Consider the following 19,688-nt stretch of genomic DNA (forward strand, 5'->3'; position numbering starts at 1 on the left):
TTCTGAAAAATGTGAGATTTTTCATTTTGTGACTTTTGTGGTTTATTTTAAGTCTTAATTATGCATGTGAAAAACCAGTGATTTTCGCCTCATCAAAATCCAGCTGCATTTCAATAGCTCTCATCACGTGATCATCAAATATCTTTTCTCTTTTCATTCTGTGCAGCTCATTTCTTTGTGCCTGAATGATCTGTCGCAAGACATCTTTATTTTCATTGACTGCCGATACATAATCTCCTGTAGAAGCCATACATTGAGCTTTGTCTGCCATCAGCATCATTTCGTTTTCCAGCTTATGTTTTTGATGACGCACTAAGCTGTTTGTCACTGCCAGTTCAGAAAAATCATTATCCAATTTGTGCAATGCTGTTTCTTTAAGCTTACGCATCAAAATCACTTCCTGTTTTTCCTCCGGCAATTCACTTCCGGAATCCTGAATATTCAATAATTTAAGGATCGGGCTCAATAATAACCCTTGTCCTACCAGCGTAATCAATATAATAACGAAAGTTACGAATAAAATAATGTTCCGATGCGGAAATGCCTCTCCGTTTGGCAAAAAGGCAGGAATAGACAATGCAGCAGCCAGTGAAACCACTCCTCTCATGGCCGCAAAACTGATAATGAAAGGTTCCTTCCAATCTGGTTTCGGAACTTTTAATCTTAATTCTTTGGAACAAACTCTTGGAAAATACATTAATGCATAGCTATACAAGATTCTTGTCCCGATGATCGCTCCACCAATCACTACACTATAGAAAATACCCTCAGAAATGGTGTATTCTTTCATTCCCTCCACTACAATGGGAAGTTCAAGGCCAATCAGGATAAAAATGATGGTATTCATCAGGAATATCAATACACTCCACACGTTCCCGGACTGTATTCTAGAGGTGTGACTCAAGTAACAATGTGAATTATAAGACATCAGCAATCCTCCAGCCACTACTGCCAGCACTCCTGAAAAATGGAAGTGCTCTGCTCCCACATACATAATGTATGGCACAATAAGGGTAATAATGGTATCAATATTAGAATTGGTAGGAATAATCCTAAGCAATGCACCAAATAAAAAGCCGACCGCTACCCCCATAGCAATTCCACCGACCGCCATCGTGAAGAAATCCTGAACGGCATCTCTCCAGATAAACTGTCCTGAAATAACCGCTGCAAGGGCAAATTTAAATACAATTAAACTGGATGCATCATTGATAAGACTCTCTCCTTCCAGAATACTGGTGATTTTTTTAGGTATTTTCATATGCTTCAGTACCGAAGTGGCTGCTACCGCATCCGGTGGAGAGTTTACACCTCCCAGCAAGAATCCCATTGCTACTGTAAGCCCCGGAATAATTGAAGACGAAAGATAGGCTACAACGATGGATGTTAAAAACACCAAACCAAAAGCCATTGAAAAAATCTGTTTTCTCCATTTATGAAAGTCCTGCCATGAGGTAAACCATGCGGCTTCAAACAAAATAGGCGGCAGGAAAATAAGGAAAACAAGATCAGGTTCTATTTCTATACGCGGCATTCCCGGCACAAAGCTTATCAGCAATCCTGCAATGACAAGAAAAATGGGGTAAGCAACTTTTAATTTCTGGCCGATCATTACCAATATCATCACAGACAGCAGTACTGCAATGGATATTATAACATAGCTGTGAATCATTTTAAGTAAGTTTTTTAAGTGTTATTTTTTGATTAAAACTTTCTGATTTTTACAGAAAATATCGTAATCTTTAATTTCAGTTAGAGTACGATGTTGTTCTTTGGAGTGATGGCTGGCGGAAGGTCAGATTCATCCAGCATATCTCTCATATCAATTTCTATGGTACGGCTGATCTGAGTGATTGGAACATCGTTAGGGCTTCCTTCAAATGGATTTACGGAAGCTTCTCCTACACTGTCTAAGGTATGAAAACACCATGTTACCAGTAAAGAAAACGGAATATTAAACCATATTGCCCATCCTTCAACGATCGTTCCTTCTCCTAATTTATCAAATTCTTTCAGTAATCCGAAAGGCACAAAGACAATAAATAATAGCAAAAGATAAGTGGTAATGGAAGAAAAATTTCTCGGGTAGGGAAAGTTTTTAATTCTTTCAGCTTTTCCCTGACTATCGGTAAACTTTACCAGTTGCTGATTGATCTGTGTCCATTGAAAATCGTTCAACTCTCCTTTTTCATAGGCTTCAGACAGTGCTTTACTTTGGCTGGCCATTAATTGTGTTGCCCTGTTCTTTTTGCTTAAAATATACTGAATTTCAGGTTCGGACAAGTATTTTTTCAACTCCTCATCCAGCTTGAAAAGTCTTTCAGGAATGTCATATTTTCCGGCATATTCATCAAACTGGGCTGTCCCCATATTCTCCCATGCTCTTGGCTCACGAAGCTGAAATCTCAATGCAGTAAGCCATGCGTAATGACGAAGAAACATCTCTTTTACTTTACCCGAATCTTTGGATAGCAATGCATCTCTCAGAATATATCCAAAACTACGGCTGTCATTAATAATCGCTCCATAAATCTGTCTTGCTTCCCAGAGTCTGCTATAGCTGGCATTATTTTTAAAACCAACAATAAAAGCAACTGCTGTCCCCATAATGGCAATCGGCTGCCAGGGAACAGAAAGGAATGTCCAACCCAAAAAGTACAGAACTGTGGGAATAGCTGATAATACGATCAGAGCATAAATACTCCGTCTGGTCCAGATAATGAACTCGCAGGCTCCAAATCTTTTTCCTGAATGCATAAGTGTTTATTTTTGTGTTTATTATTTTTTATTTTCCAAATAATGGTCTTCATCAGGCATTCAGCAGCGCTTATAATCAGTTTTTGGTAAAAGGAATATTATTGTAAAAACCAATCTGAATCTGGCCGCGGTTTCTGTTTTCCTGAATCTGGTTCATGTAACCTGCTTCAATCCTCATATTTTTATTGATGACATATCCTAAAGCACCATAGACTCTGTTTCTGTCGAAAACCGGACTGTTGAAGTGCAGGAAAATCTCATTGTATACTGATGCATAAAGGGTTTTCGGCAGCATTTCTTTCTGAGTAATCGGAATATTAACTCCCAACATGTATCGGAACCTCATCCTGAAGTCATCTTCCAGAAAACGTTCTTCCAGACGGTAACGGTGCTGAAGGTAAAAACGTCCGAATTTCTGCTTGGTAATATACTGCTGGAAAATCCTGTGCTCAATATTCTCTTTTTTCTCCCCGTTTGCATAAGGCTGGCTCAGAATGAAACCGTATCCCAATAAAACATTGTTATTATTTTCTGTAAGATCATATCCAATCCCAGTACGGATCAGTAACTGCTCCAGATCTCCCACTGCATCAAAATTACGGTACTGAATTTCATTATGCCAGTTCAGTTTCTTGCTGATCTTATTATTTCCAAAATACATATACCACGCTCCCAGATCACTTTTTTGAGCAAATGTCAATATGGACCCCAAACTTAATACTGTGAATGCCAACTTCGTAAAAACCTTTCTCATGCCTGTTAATTACTATTATCTATCGTTTTTAACAAAATTAATATTTTAAATCAATAATAGCAAATACTATTTTACAACATGATTGAAAGAAAACCGGATACTATAATTTTCATCAGATTTTCTTTAAAAGATTATCCCGGAACCTGTTCTGTCAGTACATCAGTTTCATTTTGGTCAAAATAAGTACAGGTCATCGCATGGAGATCCATCTTCCAGCCTTTAACTCCATTTTCTGCACAGTCATTACAGAAAGTCATATAATCTGTACCTCCCTGCTGGTGAAGTTTGAGTCTCAGTTTAAAATTTTCAAGGGTTAGATTTTCTGAAACTGTAAGGGAATTATACTTACTTCCTGTCTGGACAGATTGATTTTCATGGTCAAAATATTCTGTATTTCCATCAGAAACGTATGTTGTATAATGAGAAACTCCTAACTTTTTTACAGCCTGGATATAAGCCGGAAAATCCGCTCCGCTTTTCACTTTCTGATGTTCGGTTTTAATGTTTTCAATTGTAAATTTCATCGTTTTATATTTTTGTGTTAAATGTAAAGTCTTCCATCATTTTATTATTCTGATGATCCTTTTTTATCAAATTTAAAAAATTTTGGGATGCAAATATAGAGTAAATAAAAAACCGGCAAAGTGATTGCCGGTAAGTTCTAACTATATTTTAAATACAAAATATTAATCTTATGGATGCTGCTGCATTTTAGCAGGATCATCATAGTTTACCATCCAGTTGATCCCGAACTTATCGGTAAACATTCCAAAATAAGCACCCCAGAAAGTATCTGCCATTGGCATTGTCACTTGTCCGCCCGCAGAAAGACCACCAAATAATTTATCTGCTTCGTCTTTGGATTCTGCGTTTACAGAAATAGAGAAATTGTTTCCCGCCTTGAAATTGGAAGACCACTCTCCTCCTGTATCACTTCCCATCAACATAGTTTCCTTAGAAATAGGAAGGGTAACGTGCATAATTTTGTTTTTATCTTCTTCCGGAGTTTCTTTCCCTTCCATTGGAGGCATTTCTCCGAATGTTCCGATATAAGGATATTCTCCCCCGAAAACCGACTTATAGAAATCGAATGCTTCTCTGCAATTTCCGTTGAATGTTAAATAAACGTTTACTGATGCCATAGTTGTTTTTTATTAGTTAAGTTTGTTTTAAGTAGTTTTTGTACGTTTTCCAGATGGTTATCTGTGCTGATCTATTAGAATCATATTTCCATCCGGATCTTTCAGATAGATATGTTCAGGTCCTGAGGTTGTTTCATCAGCTTCTTTTCCGATTTCGACTCCGCTTTCTTTTAATCTTTTCTGGATTTCGCGCACATCTTCAAAAGATTCAAGATTCTGTGCATTTTCGTCCCATCCCGGATTGAAAGTAAGCATATTCCCATCAAACATAGCCTGGAAAAGGCCTATGAGTGTAGAACCGTTTTTCATGATCAGATAGTTACTCTCTGCAGTTCCTGCCATCGTTGTAAAGCCCAGTTTCTCATAAAAGTCCCTGGATTTCTGAAGGTCTTTTACACTTAAACTGATTGAAAATGCTCCTAATTTCATATTTTTTTTGTTTTTAAAGCAAGTTTATGTCCTACGAAAACCAAACCCCAAACAAGGATTCCTAAAATCCAGAACCAGATTGGAGTATGTAAAGACACCATCATATAAATGGTTATGAGTAAAAAAATGATTCCACAGATTATAGCTGCTGTAGATTTTCCGTTATTTGAAATTTTTGAGGCTGTAAATCCGGAGGCAACCGCTGCTAAAGCATAAGCAATAATGATAAAAAACAGAGCCATAAACGGAGCTTCATTAATATACATCTTCAACGCCTCCATATCTCCGGCAGCAGCTTCTGCAGGGGGAGGATACACATAATGTCCTATTTTTTCTACAATTGTAATGCAGACAGAACCCACAATAAGTCCCACCAACGCTGCTAATATCCTTCTTAGCATGGTTATTGGTTTTTTAAATGGGTTTTAAACGCTATCGTTCCATCATAACTTTTCCAGTCTCCTATAAGCTCAATATATTGTCCATCAATTTTTTCTGTTTTCTTATTCCATTTGAAATTATAGACAAATCTTCCCTTAAAAAGTCCTGAATGTTTTCCTTTATTCTCTTCTGCCAGCTCATATTCTCCAAAGACCGTTCCCTGCTTTTTTGAGTCTTTATATTTTGAAATGGTAATCTTACCTTCAAATTTTGCGTAGTTGGTATCCACAAGGGAATATCCTGAAACAAAATACTCCTGATCATTTTTTTTATTCTGTTCAGAAATATTGATCTTCAGTTTCAGTTCCTGTCCTTTGTTTCCGATAGTTCCCAGATAAGGTTTACTATTGTTCAGCCAGGTATTTGATATATCCGGCATCTGCCCCAATACAAAATTGGCCGCCAGGATGAAGAGTAATAAAAGTTTTTTCATGCAGTGATTTTTAAACGCCAAATTGTGAGAGATGGTGGTTCAGATGTTTAGCAAACATATTGTTCCATTCCTGAGCTTTTAATTTTCCGAAAGAAAAAGATTCTTTCCCATCAAAAGCCTCTGCCCCCAATTGCTGTGTCTTCTGAATAAAACCAATCAGTCTTGTTTTTTCTTCGTGAAAATTCTTTCTGGTGGTAATCAAAAACTGTGGAGCCGTAGGGGAATCTCTCGGATATGCTTTCTCTCCTACAACTTTAGGTTTCACGAAGGTCTTTAATATAAATTTTGCAATAGATCCCGGTTTTTTATGTTTTTCCGGCTCATAAATCATTTCATAGGTTATAGAGCAGTGTGCCAGCATTTGATCTACCGTCATTTTTCCCCACAAACCATGGGTGTCTTCCACCAATTTATTTATTCTATCAATATAGTTTTGAGCATCTTTTGCATCAAATACATTTTCCATATAATTTCTATTTTACTATAGACAAATATATCAGTTTTTTTGTTTGATTTTATAGTCCGTTGAAAAAATTGAAGGGAGATAATTGCGAAATTCGAATTGCAGGGTTTTGGTGTTATGAGTTGCGGGTTACGAGTTGCTAGTTGTGGAGTTATGTTAGGTAGAGTTTAGGTAATACGGATTATTTCTTCAATACTATTTTGAATTGTTTACCACAAATGCTGAAATCAACAAACCAATATATCATCAATAAGCAACCAGCATCCAGCCAACTAGCAACTAGCAACTAGCAACTAGCAACTAGCAACTAGCAAACAAATTAACAAGCAACTAAACAAACCAAAAACTACTCGCTCTCCTCCAGAGAAGTATTCTCAATTGCTATTTCCTGTGGCGCAGCTTTTTTGAAAATAAACCAAAGTTTGATCTTTAAAGCAATCCAGCCTATAACAGTATACACCACTAAAAGAATACTTAAATGTTTCAGATAAGGGAATGTAAGTTCTATCGAACCTTTTTGAATTAATAAGATTTTGAAAGCCTGTAAAAAAGGGGTTAACGGAATTATATTGGCGATAAACTGAACGAAAGCAGGCATTGCGTTCAAAGGCCATGTAAAACCACTGATGATGAAAGCCGGTGAAGCAATAACCATAAGGATTTGTGTAGCCTTCAGCGCATCAGGAATCAGGATACTGATGAATACTCCCAAAAATGAAGCTGATCCTACAAAAACTGCTGTCAAAAGAATAAAGTTGAGTATTCCTTCGGGCATCGGAACGTGGAAAATCATGTGCATAAAGTAATAAATACCTACAATGAGAATAGAAAATACCCAGATAGGAATCACTTTTATCAGCATGGTTGGGAAGGCCCATTTTTTCATTTTCAGATATTCTTTCACAAAAGATCCTCTTTCAAATTCAGCAGCAAAACTTACGGCCATCGCCAGCAGGATTACCTGCTGCAGTACTACCGCCAGCATTGCCGGCCACATAAAGATAAGATAGTTTCCGGTAGTATTGAAAAGGGTAATATAATTGGCTTTGAAAGGTTCATATTGCGTAGCTGCCTTTGCAGCGGGCATCCCTGCTTTCTGAAGAGCCTTGATGGAAGCTCCAGCAGAGAAGGTTCCTATGGTCAGTTGAAGGGCTTTGGAGGCAAAATTTGCCGTTAAGACGTTTCCGGTATTGATATAAACATTCAGTTCGGGATATTTTTTCTGGAGCATATCTCCTTCAAATCTTGAGGGAATAATCACTACAGCTGCTGCTTCATGCCTGATTACCTCATCTTTGATGCTCAGAGGTTCCTGCAGGTATCTGATAATTTTGATGCTTTTATTATCATCCAGCATTTCCGTCAATTGGTTAGACAAAGGAGTATTATCTCTGTCTACCACTAATACAGGAGTATTTTCAACTTTTCCGCTTTTGTAGACAAACCCCAGCAAGGTGGCATAGAAAACGGGGGCCAAAAAGAACACCGTCCTTAAGGTAGAATTGCCGATAAAAAGCTTGAACTCACGTTTTAAAAGACGGAAAAATTCTTTCATCTGTATATTTTTATATTTTGAAGAGGAACATGAAACTTACAAGTTCAGACTCTGTTTCTGTTTATTTCAGAATGACATTGGCATTGACCAAAATACTTTTGGCTTTGTTCATATCTTTAGGTTTTACTTTGATCTCATAGATCGCATCCTGCAGCTGATAATCCGGATAAGCCGTTGTAATATCCGCATACTTTGTCAACTGTTTGATGTATACAATATTTCCCATAAGATTTTCTTTATTGTATACGATCTGCATAGAAACATCCTGCCCTTTTTTATATTTTGAAATAGCACTTTCCGGGATGGTAAATCTGAAATAAGTACTTTCTGGAATATATCCGTTGAACAGCGCAAAACCAGCTGTTGCAAGCTCTCCAGTGTTTAGGCTGATCGTTTCTATTTCCATGTCATTGGTGGCAATGATATACCTTTCGGAATACGCTACATTAGCTTCCTGTAAAGCACCTTTAGCCTGTGACGCCTGTCCTGCTGCCATTTCTATTTTTTCGAAGCGGGTTCCTCTATTTACGTCATCCAGTTCTGCGACTACAGCATCATATTGAGCTTTTGCACCTTGCAATTTTGCGTAGATTTCGTCATGAGCCTGCGGCGACATTAAACTATCGCGGAACATATTGTTTGCTCTTTTGTAAGATTTCTGGGCAAATTCATACTGTTCTTTTAAACCTTTATATTTGGCCTGAAGCTGTCTCAGCTGATCGGCTGTAGCTCCATTTTTAGCCATTTGTTCCTGAGCCGTGGCCGCACTTACCGCACCCTGAGCCTGTGCTATTTTAGCAGAAACCTCCGGTACATCAAGCTGTGCTAGAGTATCACCTTTTTTCACAGTCTGGCCTTCGGAAACATATATTTTTACAATCCTTCCGGTCACTTTAGGAGCAAAAGAGATCACATCCTTTTTAGTTTTTCCTTCGGGTTCTTTGATTTTTTCATTTTTTTTGTCACAGCTCCCCAAGAAAAACAGAGCAGCGAAGAGTATAGATATATTTTTATGCATCATTTAAATTTTTAAGGGATTAAATAAAATTTGGTGATATCCAGCTCCTGGGTAGACCTCATTAGTTCTATTCCCGCTCTTCTCTGGTTGAAAATGGCATTCTGATATTCCAGTTCAGAAGCTTCAAGATCATTTTCCGCATCAATAAGCTGTGAAGATTTGCTCATTCCGTATCTGAATTCTTTTTCGGCCTGTACGAGTGCGCTTTTCGCCAATTCTTTTTCTTTGGCTTTTAAGGTGATCTGGGCGGAAGCTATATCATAATTGGTCTGATTATTAGCCAGATTCAAAGTCAGTTTTTTCAATGCGTCTTCTTTCTGGTTCTGTAATACTTCTTTTCCGACTTTGGCTGTTTCTTCAGCATGCTTTCCTTCTTTTCCGTCAAAAATTTCCCATTTAAATCCTACACCTGCTGTAATCAAGGGAAATATGTTAATATTATTGGGTCTCCAGTCTAGTTTTTTGCCCTCATATCCAAGTATTGGAACGGCCGGGATTACATTTTCTGAAGATTTGATTCTGTTTCCATACAAGCCGATATAATAGGCGGAAGCCATCAATTGTACTTTAGGAATCATCCATGTTCTTTCCGCTTTTATTTTATAATCTGCAGCACTGATTCCATGTTCCAGTGCACGGATTTCAGCTCTTTGCTCTATTCCTCTTTCTGCGGCAAGCAATTCTACCGGAGACAATATCGGATCAATCATTCTGAGTCTGTCTCTGCTGATTCCTGTTAAAATATAAAGCTGGGTGAGAAGCAGTTCTTTCTTCCCTTCATATTCTACCATTTTGGCATCTAAGGTGGCCTGAGCCAGTTCTATTTTCTTATGATCATAAGGAGTAATCAAACCGTAACCGAGCGCTTTATCTGCCGTTTTTCTGTTGATATCAAGCCTTTTTTTGCTTTCATCCAACACTTTTTTAGACTGATGAATCAGGGCTAGCTGATCATATGCTCTGGAAATACTGGCAATCACCTCATCTTTTGTTTTCTCCAGCAGAATATCTTCAGATTTCTTCTTTTCTTCAACAGCCTTCTTCATGTACTTCACCTTCCCTCCTGAATACAGAAGCATTTTGGCATCTGCCTTGGCAATACCTGAAAATCCTGATACATTGAAATTATTGTTAAACGCTCCTTCCGGAATATTGATAAAGGGAGCGAGATTGAGTTCCGGTGACGTCAGTCTTGCTGTTCCGTTGAGATACCCGGCTTTACCACTCAATTCCAGGGTAGGAAGAAAGATGTCTTTCAGTTTGTGTTCGTCAAGATCGGTAAGTTTGTTTTGGGTAACCTGCATTTTGAGATTCGAGTCCCGAACCATAGCACTATCCAGAAGTTCTTTAAAATCCGGCGCAGACTGTGCCCAACCAAAAGCGGGGAACGCAAAAAAACTAAACGTAAAAATCAATAAATTGTTTTTCATGGTTTATGTTTACAACAAATATAATGCAAAAAAAAGTAAAATCCTTCAAGATAATTCTACAATACGGTGAATTTAAAGTATGTTTAAAATATGTTTAAGTTTAAAGCGCTACAAAATAAAGTTTTGGGCAAAGCGTTTAAATGTTAATTAAAACCCAAAAAATTTTGAAAAAAATTATAACTCTACTTTTTCAACAATAATTCTAAAGCAATTTTATCAGGAAATAAAAGGATTCGATCGGAAAAACAAGTTTTAGTATTTTATTCTGAGATTTAAAATTTAGATTCCTGCGGAATGACAAAACAACATCTTCAATTAATTCCAAATTGATACTAATAAAAAAACGAAAACTCCCCACATTGCTGTGAGGAGTTTTCTGTATAATTATAATAAGCTGATTTACTTTTGAACTGCTTTTTTCATGGCAGCATCCGGACGTAAAATTCTGTAACGTACTTCAATGTCTTTTGGCACATAGAATACCAATGGAAGTTTACTGTTGTATCTTACTGTTTCAGGTTTTAGGGTAACAAACTTTTTAGTAGTTTTTTTATCCATGCAGCCCATCAGGGTTCCGGCAGTTTCTCCTTTAGACTCTACTTCATAATAGTTGTATCCCCATCCCTGAAGATCCTGAGTTTTCATTTCACCCATCAGGAAATAGTTGTTACAGTCTAACATTTTTTCAGCACCTACAAAAAGCTCAACTTTTAAATCGTTTTCGTTTTTTGCTACGGGAAGCTGAATATAGACTTGTTTATATCCTTCTTTAGCTTTTGGGAACATTTCAATCTCTAGTTTTTCAAACTTTTCTGCTTTCTTTTGTGCGAAAGCATTTACTCCAGCCATCAATACCAATCCTGTAATTAAAGTTTTAGAAAATTTCATCTTTATAATTTTTTAATTTATACTAACCTAATTTCAAAAACCATTCCAAGATTAAACAATTGTTTGATTTTTCGATTTAATTCTATTTTTATTTGAAATCTGTAAACAAAAAACTGCAGTAAGTTCTACTGCAGTTTTTATAAATTATTCTGAAATTGTTACATTACTTCCTTTTGTATGCGCATTCATCTGTGGTGCGTAGTAATTCTGCATCGTTGTAATTCCGTTGGAAAATTTTCCTGATGCATTGGCCACCACATCGTATTCAAAAACATATTTTCCTTTTGGCATGTACTGAATATAGAAGTTGGTAGAAGCATCTTTGGTCGACTGATAGTATCCAAGATTATTTTTCCATTGATATCCGGACAATACATCCGTAGGTTCAAATCCTGCCGCACGCATATCTTTAATATGGATAAATTCCATGGCTCTGTCTGTGTTCAGGATCATTCTTACCGTTACTTTATCTCCTACTTTCAACGGCGTTTCAGAAGAGATTTTCTGAAGTTCTTCTCCGTTTACGGTTTTTACTTTTTTGTACAGTTCTTTCATCACGGAAATATAATTTTCAGAAGATTTGATTTTATCGAGATCTTCGTAATACTGCCAGAACAATCCTCCCTGAACAATTCCGGGACCAGGTTTTGTAACAGTTACTGTTGCTAAGTTTTTATCTACAGCATCTGTTGTTACTGCCGACTTCACATATCCTGTAGCCTGAGTCTGAGGAACGAGTTCTTTTCCGCCCCAAATGATGGTAGCTTTATCACTTTCTGCTCCGGTCCATGATTTTCCTGAATTTAAAATAGTAAAGATCACTTCTGCAGTTCCTCTTGAACTTCCCCAGGAGTTGACTTCTTTCTGTGTTACCAGCCAGATTTTCATATCCTCAATAAAATTTTGGTCATTAGACTTCAACTTATTGAACGCTTCTAATGCTCCGGCATGATTAACGACTTTAGAACCAAACCATCCCCAGTCATTCAGGTTTTGCTTCCAGTAAACCCCTTGTGTTTTTGTATCTGTAGACGTTTCTTTAAGATAGGTCATCAATTTATCAGACACCTCTTTCAGACCATAATCATTCATTAATAATGCTGCACGGTGAAGTCCGAAGAATGTGAAATCTGTGATCTTCGCTGTTTTTGCTTTTTGTTTTACTAATGTTTTCAAAGCAGCCCCTTTTCCTTTTAAAGGATATTGCTTTTCCCAATAGTTTCTGGTATCAAGATAATCCATCGTCCAGTTGTTCCAGACATTGCCTTTTTTCGCATCAAAATATTTGTTCACCTCATTATCTACATACTGAATCAATTTGGCTGTAATAGCATTCTGATCGGCACTTTGGTAATCTTTCACATTATCTTTTAACCATGAATTGATTTTTCCTAAGTTTTTAAGGATGTACAATGAAGTACCGTAAGAACTTGGATAACCGGGATACCATGAGAATCCACCATCAGGGTTTTGTAGTTTTTTGAAATCGTCCCAATCCTGATTAATCGAATTTTTCATCGTATTGACATCGAATAATAATGCCAGTTTCTGCATCTGTTCTGCTTCATTTTTGCTTTCCAGTACCCAAGGGGTTTCTTCCAGCAATAGTTGTTTCAATTCCTGATTTTTTTCAAGATTTGAATGTAATAATCCTTTGTTCTGATATTCTTCAAAAACCGTTTTCATTTTCGGATTAGCTTTGAATATTTCTGAAGCCAGCACATCCGCAAACCATTTGTTAAAGATTACATCTGCTGAGTTATTCTGATCATTTTTCAAACTTGGAAGCGCAAACATGATCTCCCAGATCGGATTGGTTGTCAATTCTAACGTGTTGGAAACATTAGAAGCTGTTGTGGATGTATTGTTTTTAAGATTATCCAATACAAATGTTTTGGTTTCTCCTTCTTTCACAAAAACAGGAACAGCATCCGTCACCAACATTCTGTTTGGCAATACAGCAATTGCCTGCTGCTCACCGTCAGAATATTGACCAGCCTTAGCAACCACTTTGAAAATAACAGAGGAAACATTATCCGGAACTTTCAATTTCCATGTTAATGCACTGTTTCCTTTTTCATTTAAACTGAAGTTTTGTACTCCTGAACTCATTCCAAATTTTGAAGAAATATTCTCATTGGTAAAGGCATCCAGAATTTGTAGCTCGGCAGAACCATTCAGTTTTTTATCTGTAAGGTTTGAAAGTTTTGACTGCAGATTCAGTTCATCACCTTCTCTCAGGAATCTTGGATAGTTTGGCGTCACAGAGAATTCTTTCTGTGTTACCACTTCTTTTTCCAATGTGGCTGCTCTTGCATCTTTAGTATGAGCCAGGAACATCAGTTTCCATTTTGTCAACGCTTCCGGAGAAGTGAACTCAAAGTTTACATTTCCTTCGTCATCGGTTTTCAGATCCGGATAGAAGAACGCGGTTTCGTTCAGATTTTTACGTACAGCTACTTTATCCAAAACTTCCTCATTTGCTGCATCCATTTTTGGAGCTTTTAAAGGCTCAGGAACAACATTCTGCATAACCTCAATTTTATCTTCTGCAACGGAAGCTCTTGCTGTTTTAAATTTCGCTCCTGCAATGGGTGATGGCGGTGGTGCATAAGCAGGAGATTTCACTCCTTCCTGATTACTAATTCCAACAACTGTTTCTCTTGAAATAGAATAATAGTTAAAGTCACCATCAAACCAGTTGAACTGTGGAACCTGCACATTTCTGTCTTCAAAATATCTCAGTCTTTTCTGATAGTTTTGCTGTTGCAGGTAATTGTTAATGCCATAAGAAGTAACGATCACAAATGGTGTGTACAATTTTCTCCAACTAAAGCTATTTGCAGCAAACTGATCCAGAGACATATCATACATATTGGCCAATACCTCAGCATTGATCTTTTCATTATCATTTCCGGTTACTTTTACCGTCCATTTTTCTTTAGAATTTGGTTCCAGTTTATCTCTGAAAGTTACCGTTTCAATTTTTAAAGGTTTTTCTGTGTCTTTTATTTTTAAAGAAACAGATTCTGTATTCACATCATTGAATGCTACCAGCTGAAACTGAAGGTTCAGGTCTGATACACTTTTATCTTTAGGAATTTCAGTGGTATATTCCAATATTCCTTTTTTCATCTGATGAACTTCTGAAACCGTTTTTCCAGATCCATCCTGCACAAACACGTTGACCAATGCATCAGGAATTGCTGAGAAAACATATACTTTAGCTTTTTCTCCTCTTAACAATTCTTCTTTCGGAGCAATAACCGTCAGGAAAGGCTTTTGAGAAGGCTTTAAAGAGGTTTTATCCCAAACACTGAAATACTGAGCACTTTTTATCGTGTCTTTCCCTTCGATATTGAAAAGTTCCAGCTGATAATCACCAGCTTCCAGTTTTCCTAATTCAAGATTGGTAGCAAGCTGAGAATTGTCAGAAGACGGCTGCTGTTGTCTTTCAACCAATATTTTTTCCGTTTTCCAATTTTTGATTTCATCGTTTTTATCAAACAGATCATGTGGAAATTTGCTGATGAACTCTTCTTTCGAATATTTCGGAAGGTTCTGAACATCAGATTTGAAATTATCTCTGAAAATTCTATCCGGAGTGGTCAGTTTTGATAACTTAACCTGATAGGCCTTTTTAAGATTCTGTTCATTATAATTTTTGGTTTCTACCTTTACTTTTACATTTTCATCAGCAAAAGTATTGGCAATATTTTCTGCCTGAATGTAATGAGAAACTGAAGCTACTTTCAATTGGGTATTCGCGGTCTGCGTTTCCCCGTTGATGTCTGTAACAGATGCGTTGATGGCATAGTTATCAATTTGTATTCCTTCCAGTTTTTCATCTTTTTTAAGCTCCAGGCGAATGGTAAACTCCCCTTTGTCATTGGTCTTTGCTTCGCCAAGAATTGAATTTTCATTATCATTGTCCTGTGGATACCAGCTGAAATATCTCCATCTGATATTCTGTTTCTTAATTTCATAGTTTACTGTGGTATTGTTCAGTGCAACACCAGAGAACATTACTGCTTTTCCTTTCAGTTCTATGGTTTGTCCGTATTTGTATTCATCTTTTACAGGATCGAACGTTACTTCAAACTTTGGTCTTTTGTATTCTTCTACTCTGAAATTTTTATATCCCTGGCTTTCTCCGTCTATTCTCAGGTAAAAATTACCGTTCAGTTTTCCTTTCGGAAGGATAAAGCTGCCATGATAGGAACCAAACTCATTGGTGGTCAATTCCTGAGAAGAAACCTCCTCACTATTGGCATTCAGTAAAGTTATTTTTTGTTTTAATCCTGAAAGAACAGATTCAACTTCTTTATTGAGATTCGTATTAATAACCTTGAAATAAACAGTCTGTCCGGGACGGTAAATTCCTCTGTCAATGAAAATCTGAGCTGTTGAACGGGTTTGTTTGTTAGGATTATAATCTTCAGCAGATCCTCTGTTTCCATAGACCTGCATAATCTGGAAATCGTTCGTCTTAGGCTGTTGAATCAGAAAAGTTCTGTAATAATCTTTGCTTTCTGTAGCAGGAAATTTAAATACTCCGTTTCCATTGGTTGTTCCTTCAATTTTATTTAAAGTTTTATTGGAAACAAATTCATAAAATCTAAGTCCTTCATTCGTCACAGGTTTACCGTTTTCACTGTTCACCAGCTTCAACTCATCAGAAAGGGGCTTTCTGTCTGTTTTAGACTGATAAATAATTCTGTTTCCGGACACCAGAAAGTAAAAATTCTGTCTGGAGTCTGAATCTTTCATGTCAGCTCCGGCAACCGTAAATTCTGCTACATATACGCCTGAAGGAAGTGGTTTCACTTCCACTGAAGTGCTATGGTTCTGATAATCCTTAGGGTCAGGAAGCTGAAATATTTCTTTTCTTACCAGATTCTTTTTTAGTTTTCCGAAAGTATTGGAATAAGAGTTCTGAACATATTGAAGCAGTGAAGTAAAATCATCTTTTACTTCATAAATATTCAGGGTAAATTCTGACACGTTCTGATATTGGGCAACAAAATGAATCGGAAGGTTATTCTGAGTCTGAGCTTCATATTTTAAAGTCAGATATGGATTTACAATCTGCGCTTCTTTACTTTTGATATTCTCAATGAATGGAGATTTCGGATATTCACTTTTAGCCTGGGCAGCTACTGCAATAGCTTCTTTAGATTTCTTCTGACCAGTCAGTTCATCCATGATATCTCCCATAATCATCACTTTGTAATCTCCTTCTACATCAGATTTCAACAAATTCTGAAGCTGTTGAAGTTTATCTTTACAGTGATTGAAATTACAATTCTCTGTAATCTTTTCTTTCATGAAATACAGCTTAGCATTTCCGGTATTCTGAGCAATTAATTCATCATAAATGGCATTAATTGTAGTACGATTTGCTGTCAGTTCATTTTTTGTGAAAATATTGTTTTCAGATAAAAATTCTACTTTCTTCACTGCATACCAATCAGCCAATGTTGGAAAATAGGCGATATCACTCGCTCCAGAAAATATATTTTTATACTTTTCCAGGGAAATCTTTTTCATTTCAGGTTTTTCCTGATCAAGTTCCTGGTAACTTTTTGTCAAATAGTTTTTAAAATCAAGCTTACTCCAGGTTTCAATCTGTGCAACATCCTGAGAGTTGATATTGGTTCTTCCGTTTATTTTCCATGAGTTCTGGTTGTAATGATCCATAAAAAAGCCATTCAGTAAAACTTTGTATACCAATTTCCCTTCCCCACTCAGTTTGCCTTCTGCATCTTTAAGTTTTTTAAAAAATTGAGAAGCGGAATCGTTCTGGTCATCGTCCACCGTTTGGTTTACAATACTGAACTCCGCTTTCAGAGAACGGATCAGTTCGAAGGCATTATTTTCTTTCATGGCTTGTTTTTGTATGTCTAAAATAATGGGAAGATTAGATTTATAAGCTCCTTTCGTAGTGTTTTCAACAATTTTTTTCCATTGGGTATCGTAATATTTCTGTGCGGATACCGTTGAAAAGCTTAGCATTAGAAGCAAAAGCATAAAAATCTTGGAAAATCTTTTCATATATATTAATTTTGATAAATGAACATTTTAAAAATACTGAAAAAAACTGTCATAGACAGCCAGCTTTATGTCTCTCTTATGGGAACTCTTTTTGCAGTATTTTTCATGAAAGAGCAAAACACATTCCGTTTACCTACGGTTCTGTTTATTTTCATCACTTATTTCAGTGGTTATCTGTATACTAAATATCAATACACAAAATATTTTTTTAAAATAGTCATTGTAAATGCAATAGCCGGAATTGTCTGTGCCTTTTTAATCATTCACAACCATAATGAAATAAGGCTTTTGAAGTGGTTCATTATTGTAGTATTGGGATTGCTTTATAACAGCTTTTTTCTTGATGTTTATATCCGGAAAATCCCCCTGCTAAAAGTTTTCTATGTTGGATTAGTTTGGGCCTTGGTCAACTGCTGGCTCACCCTTCCGGAATTCAGTATTCCCATTTTTCTGATCAGCTTTTTCTTTATCACTGCGCTTGTGCTTCCTTTTGATATCCGGGACATGAACAGTGACACGGTAAAAACTTTTCCTATGCTGATAGGGGTACAAAATACCAAATACATTGCCTACACACTTGTTTTCATCAGCAATTTCATCGGAATTTTTTATCTCGATCTACAATATGCTCTGGCTTTTTTTATGGCAAGCATTATAACTTATATTTTTATTTATTTCTCTGAAAATAAAAGAGATGACACCTATTTTTCATTCGGGGTGGAAACTTGTTCTGCACTTCCTTTTTTATTTTTACTAATAATGGAGTATTTTTGACGAATGATTATCAAAAAGCTTTCCCTCTACAATTTCAAAAACCACTCTGAGAAAAAATTTGAATTTTCCCCGCAAATCAACTGTTTTGTGGGCAATAACGGTGTGGGAAAGACCAATATTCTGGATGCTCTGCATTATTTATCCGTAGGGAAAAGTTTTTTAGGAAATACTGATCTCAACAATATCAAAATAGAGGAAGATTTTTTTACCATTGATGCTGAAGTTCAGAATGAGGACAGTGAAGATATCATCAGAGTTACCCAGCCGAAGGAAGCTAAAAAAGTGATCAAGAAAAATGATAAAAGCTATGACAGACTTGCAGATCATATCGGTTATCTTCCAAGTGTTATGATTTCCCCTTATGATTCTAATCTTATTTCAGATTCCGGAGAAAGCAGACGTAAATTCTTGGATGCTATGATCTGCCAGACGGATTCTGAATATCTTTTTGATCTGATTCAGTATCAGAAAACGATTCAGCAGCGAAATGCTTTACTGAAATATTTTGCCAAGAACAGAACATGGGATAAAGATTCACTGGAAATCTATGATGACCCGATTACCCGATCCGGAACTAAAATTTTTAATAAAAGAAAAGAATTTGTAGAACAGCTCAACCCTATTGTTCAGAATTTCTATGAGATTATTTCCGGCGGAAAAGAAACGGTATCTGTCATTTATGAATCTCATTTGCTGGAAGATTCTTTTGAAACTCTTTTAAAAGAAAGTCTTGAAAGAGACCGTATGGTTACTTATACCTCGAAGGGAATTCATAAGGATGATCTTCTTTTTGAAATGGATCATGTTCTGATCAAAAAAATAGGATCTCAGGGACAGCAGAAATCCTTTCTTATTTCTCTAAAACTGGCTCAGATGAGTCTTGTAAAAGAACTTACCAAAAAGACGCCTATTCTTCTGCTTGATGATATTTTTGATAAGCTTGATGACACTAGAGTTTCGCAGCTGATTGAACTGGTCAACAAAGAAAGCTTTGGACAGATATTCATTACAGATACTCATAGGGAACGTACTGAAAGTGTAGTAAAGAAAATTAATGAGGAGAGTATAATTTTTGAGGTATAACTACTTAAGATAGGTAAGCCCCGAATTTTGAATCAAAAAAAGAAACATTTGAATTTGATTCTCATTCTATAGTATTTTTTATCTTAACTTATCATTCCCAAATCACGGAACTCTAAAACCCGAATCACGCATCCAACCCCGCACCACGACAATGAAGAAGAAAAAACGTGAATATCAATCCTCTGAACTGGTAAAATCTTTTGCCAGAATTTATGGTTTTGAACATAAACTTGTAGCTTTTGACATTAAAGACTTCCTTGAAGAGTATCTTGACGAAAGTCTTTTCAAGGAAATAAGAAGTGTCAATATAGAAAACCAATGTATTATTATTAAAATTGATTCCCCTTTACTGAAACATGATTTTAAAATGCGTAAAAGCTTTTATCTCAAAAAGTTTCAGGATAAATTTGGAGAAGATAAATTTCATGACCTTCAGATTTTATAAAGGCAGAAAATGCATACCTATA

At 36.4% G+C, this 19,688-nt stretch carries 17 protein-coding genes; 3 read left to right on the plus strand and 14 right to left on the minus strand.

What is annotated here, in order from left to right:
* Positions 1-58: 58 nt before the first annotated feature.
* The 14 genes from AC57AW_RS17460 to AC57AW_RS17525 form a co-directional block, all read right to left on the minus strand.
* Positions 59-1,672 carry a Na+/H+ antiporter gene (locus tag AC57AW_RS17460; RefSeq protein ID WP_318845197.1) on the minus strand — a complete coding sequence of 538 codons (1,614 nt, stop codon included), beginning with the start codon at positions 1,670-1,672 and terminating at the stop codon, positions 59-61.
* 80 nt (positions 1,673-1,752) lie between these two features.
* Positions 1,753-2,757, minus strand: coding sequence for a bestrophin family protein (locus tag AC57AW_RS17465; RefSeq protein ID WP_496352893.1), 1,005 nt, complete (start codon positions 2,755-2,757; stop codon positions 1,753-1,755).
* 76 nt (positions 2,758-2,833) lie between these two features.
* On the minus strand, positions 2,834-3,511 hold the full coding sequence (locus AC57AW_RS17470) for a DUF2490 domain-containing protein (protein ID WP_496352894.1): 678 nt from the start codon (positions 3,509-3,511) through the stop codon (positions 2,834-2,836).
* Between the two features lie 131 nt (positions 3,512-3,642).
* On the minus strand, positions 3,643-4,035 hold the full coding sequence (locus AC57AW_RS17475) for a DUF1398 domain-containing protein (RefSeq protein WP_496352895.1): 393 nt from the start codon (positions 4,033-4,035) through the stop codon (positions 3,643-3,645).
* Between the two features lie 168 nt (positions 4,036-4,203).
* Complete coding sequence (locus tag AC57AW_RS17480) at positions 4,204-4,653, minus strand: VOC family protein (RefSeq protein ID WP_318845193.1); 450 nt, start codon at positions 4,651-4,653, stop codon at positions 4,204-4,206.
* A gap of 57 nt (positions 4,654-4,710) precedes the next feature.
* Positions 4,711-5,082 (minus strand): VOC family protein, encoded by a 372-nt coding sequence (locus AC57AW_RS17485; RefSeq protein ID WP_184555178.1) that lies wholly within the window; start codon positions 5,080-5,082, stop codon positions 4,711-4,713.
* A complete protein-coding gene (locus tag AC57AW_RS17490) occupies positions 5,079-5,483 on the minus strand; it encodes a hypothetical protein (protein WP_496352896.1) in 405 nt (134 codons plus the stop codon). The genes AC57AW_RS17485 and AC57AW_RS17490 overlap by 4 nt, the downstream gene beginning before the upstream one ends.
* A gap of 2 nt (positions 5,484-5,485) precedes the next feature.
* Positions 5,486-5,956: a hypothetical protein gene (locus tag AC57AW_RS17495; protein WP_496352897.1), complete on the minus strand. Its 471-nt coding sequence runs from the start codon at positions 5,954-5,956 to the stop codon at positions 5,486-5,488.
* Between the two features lie 10 nt (positions 5,957-5,966).
* A complete protein-coding gene (locus AC57AW_RS17500) occupies positions 5,967-6,422 on the minus strand; it encodes a DUF1569 domain-containing protein (protein WP_496352898.1) in 456 nt (151 codons plus the stop codon).
* Between the two features lie 343 nt (positions 6,423-6,765).
* Positions 6,766-7,974, minus strand: a complete 1,209-nt coding sequence (locus AC57AW_RS17505; protein ID WP_496352899.1) for an ABC transporter permease — start codon at positions 7,972-7,974, stop codon at positions 6,766-6,768.
* Between the two features lie 61 nt (positions 7,975-8,035).
* Positions 8,036-8,992 (minus strand): HlyD family secretion protein, encoded by a 957-nt coding sequence (locus AC57AW_RS17510; protein WP_496352900.1) that lies wholly within the window; start codon positions 8,990-8,992, stop codon positions 8,036-8,038.
* Between the two features lie 11 nt (positions 8,993-9,003).
* Positions 9,004-10,422: a TolC family protein gene (locus AC57AW_RS17515; protein WP_496352901.1), complete on the minus strand. Its 1,419-nt coding sequence runs from the start codon at positions 10,420-10,422 to the stop codon at positions 9,004-9,006.
* A 399-nt stretch (positions 10,423-10,821) separates the two neighbouring features.
* A complete protein-coding gene (eco, locus tag AC57AW_RS17520; RefSeq protein WP_318845187.1) occupies positions 10,822-11,310 on the minus strand; it encodes a serine protease inhibitor ecotin in 489 nt (162 codons plus the stop codon).
* 144 nt (positions 11,311-11,454) lie between these two features.
* A complete protein-coding gene (locus AC57AW_RS17525) occupies positions 11,455-17,364 on the minus strand; it encodes an alpha-2-macroglobulin family protein (RefSeq protein WP_496352902.1) in 5,910 nt (1,969 codons plus the stop codon).
* A gap of 18 nt (positions 17,365-17,382) precedes the next feature.
* Here AC57AW_RS17525 and AC57AW_RS17530 point away from each other — a divergent pair, with 18 nt between their 5' ends.
* From AC57AW_RS17530 to AC57AW_RS17540, 3 genes are all read left to right on the plus strand, one after another.
* Positions 17,383-18,138: a UbiA prenyltransferase family protein gene (locus AC57AW_RS17530; protein ID WP_318845185.1), complete on the plus strand. Its 756-nt coding sequence runs from the start codon at positions 17,383-17,385 to the stop codon at positions 18,136-18,138.
* 3 nt (positions 18,139-18,141) lie between these two features.
* On the plus strand, positions 18,142-19,221 hold the full coding sequence (gene recF, locus AC57AW_RS17535; RefSeq protein WP_496352903.1) for a DNA replication/repair protein RecF: 1,080 nt from the start codon (positions 18,142-18,144) through the stop codon (positions 19,219-19,221).
* Between the two features lie 151 nt (positions 19,222-19,372).
* A complete protein-coding gene (locus AC57AW_RS17540) occupies positions 19,373-19,666 on the plus strand; it encodes a hypothetical protein (RefSeq protein WP_318845183.1) in 294 nt (97 codons plus the stop codon).
* The last annotated feature ends 22 nt before the right edge of the window (positions 19,667-19,688 follow it).

This window comes from Chryseobacterium sp. BGA-UO-ETr-SB22 (assembly GCF_059567885.1).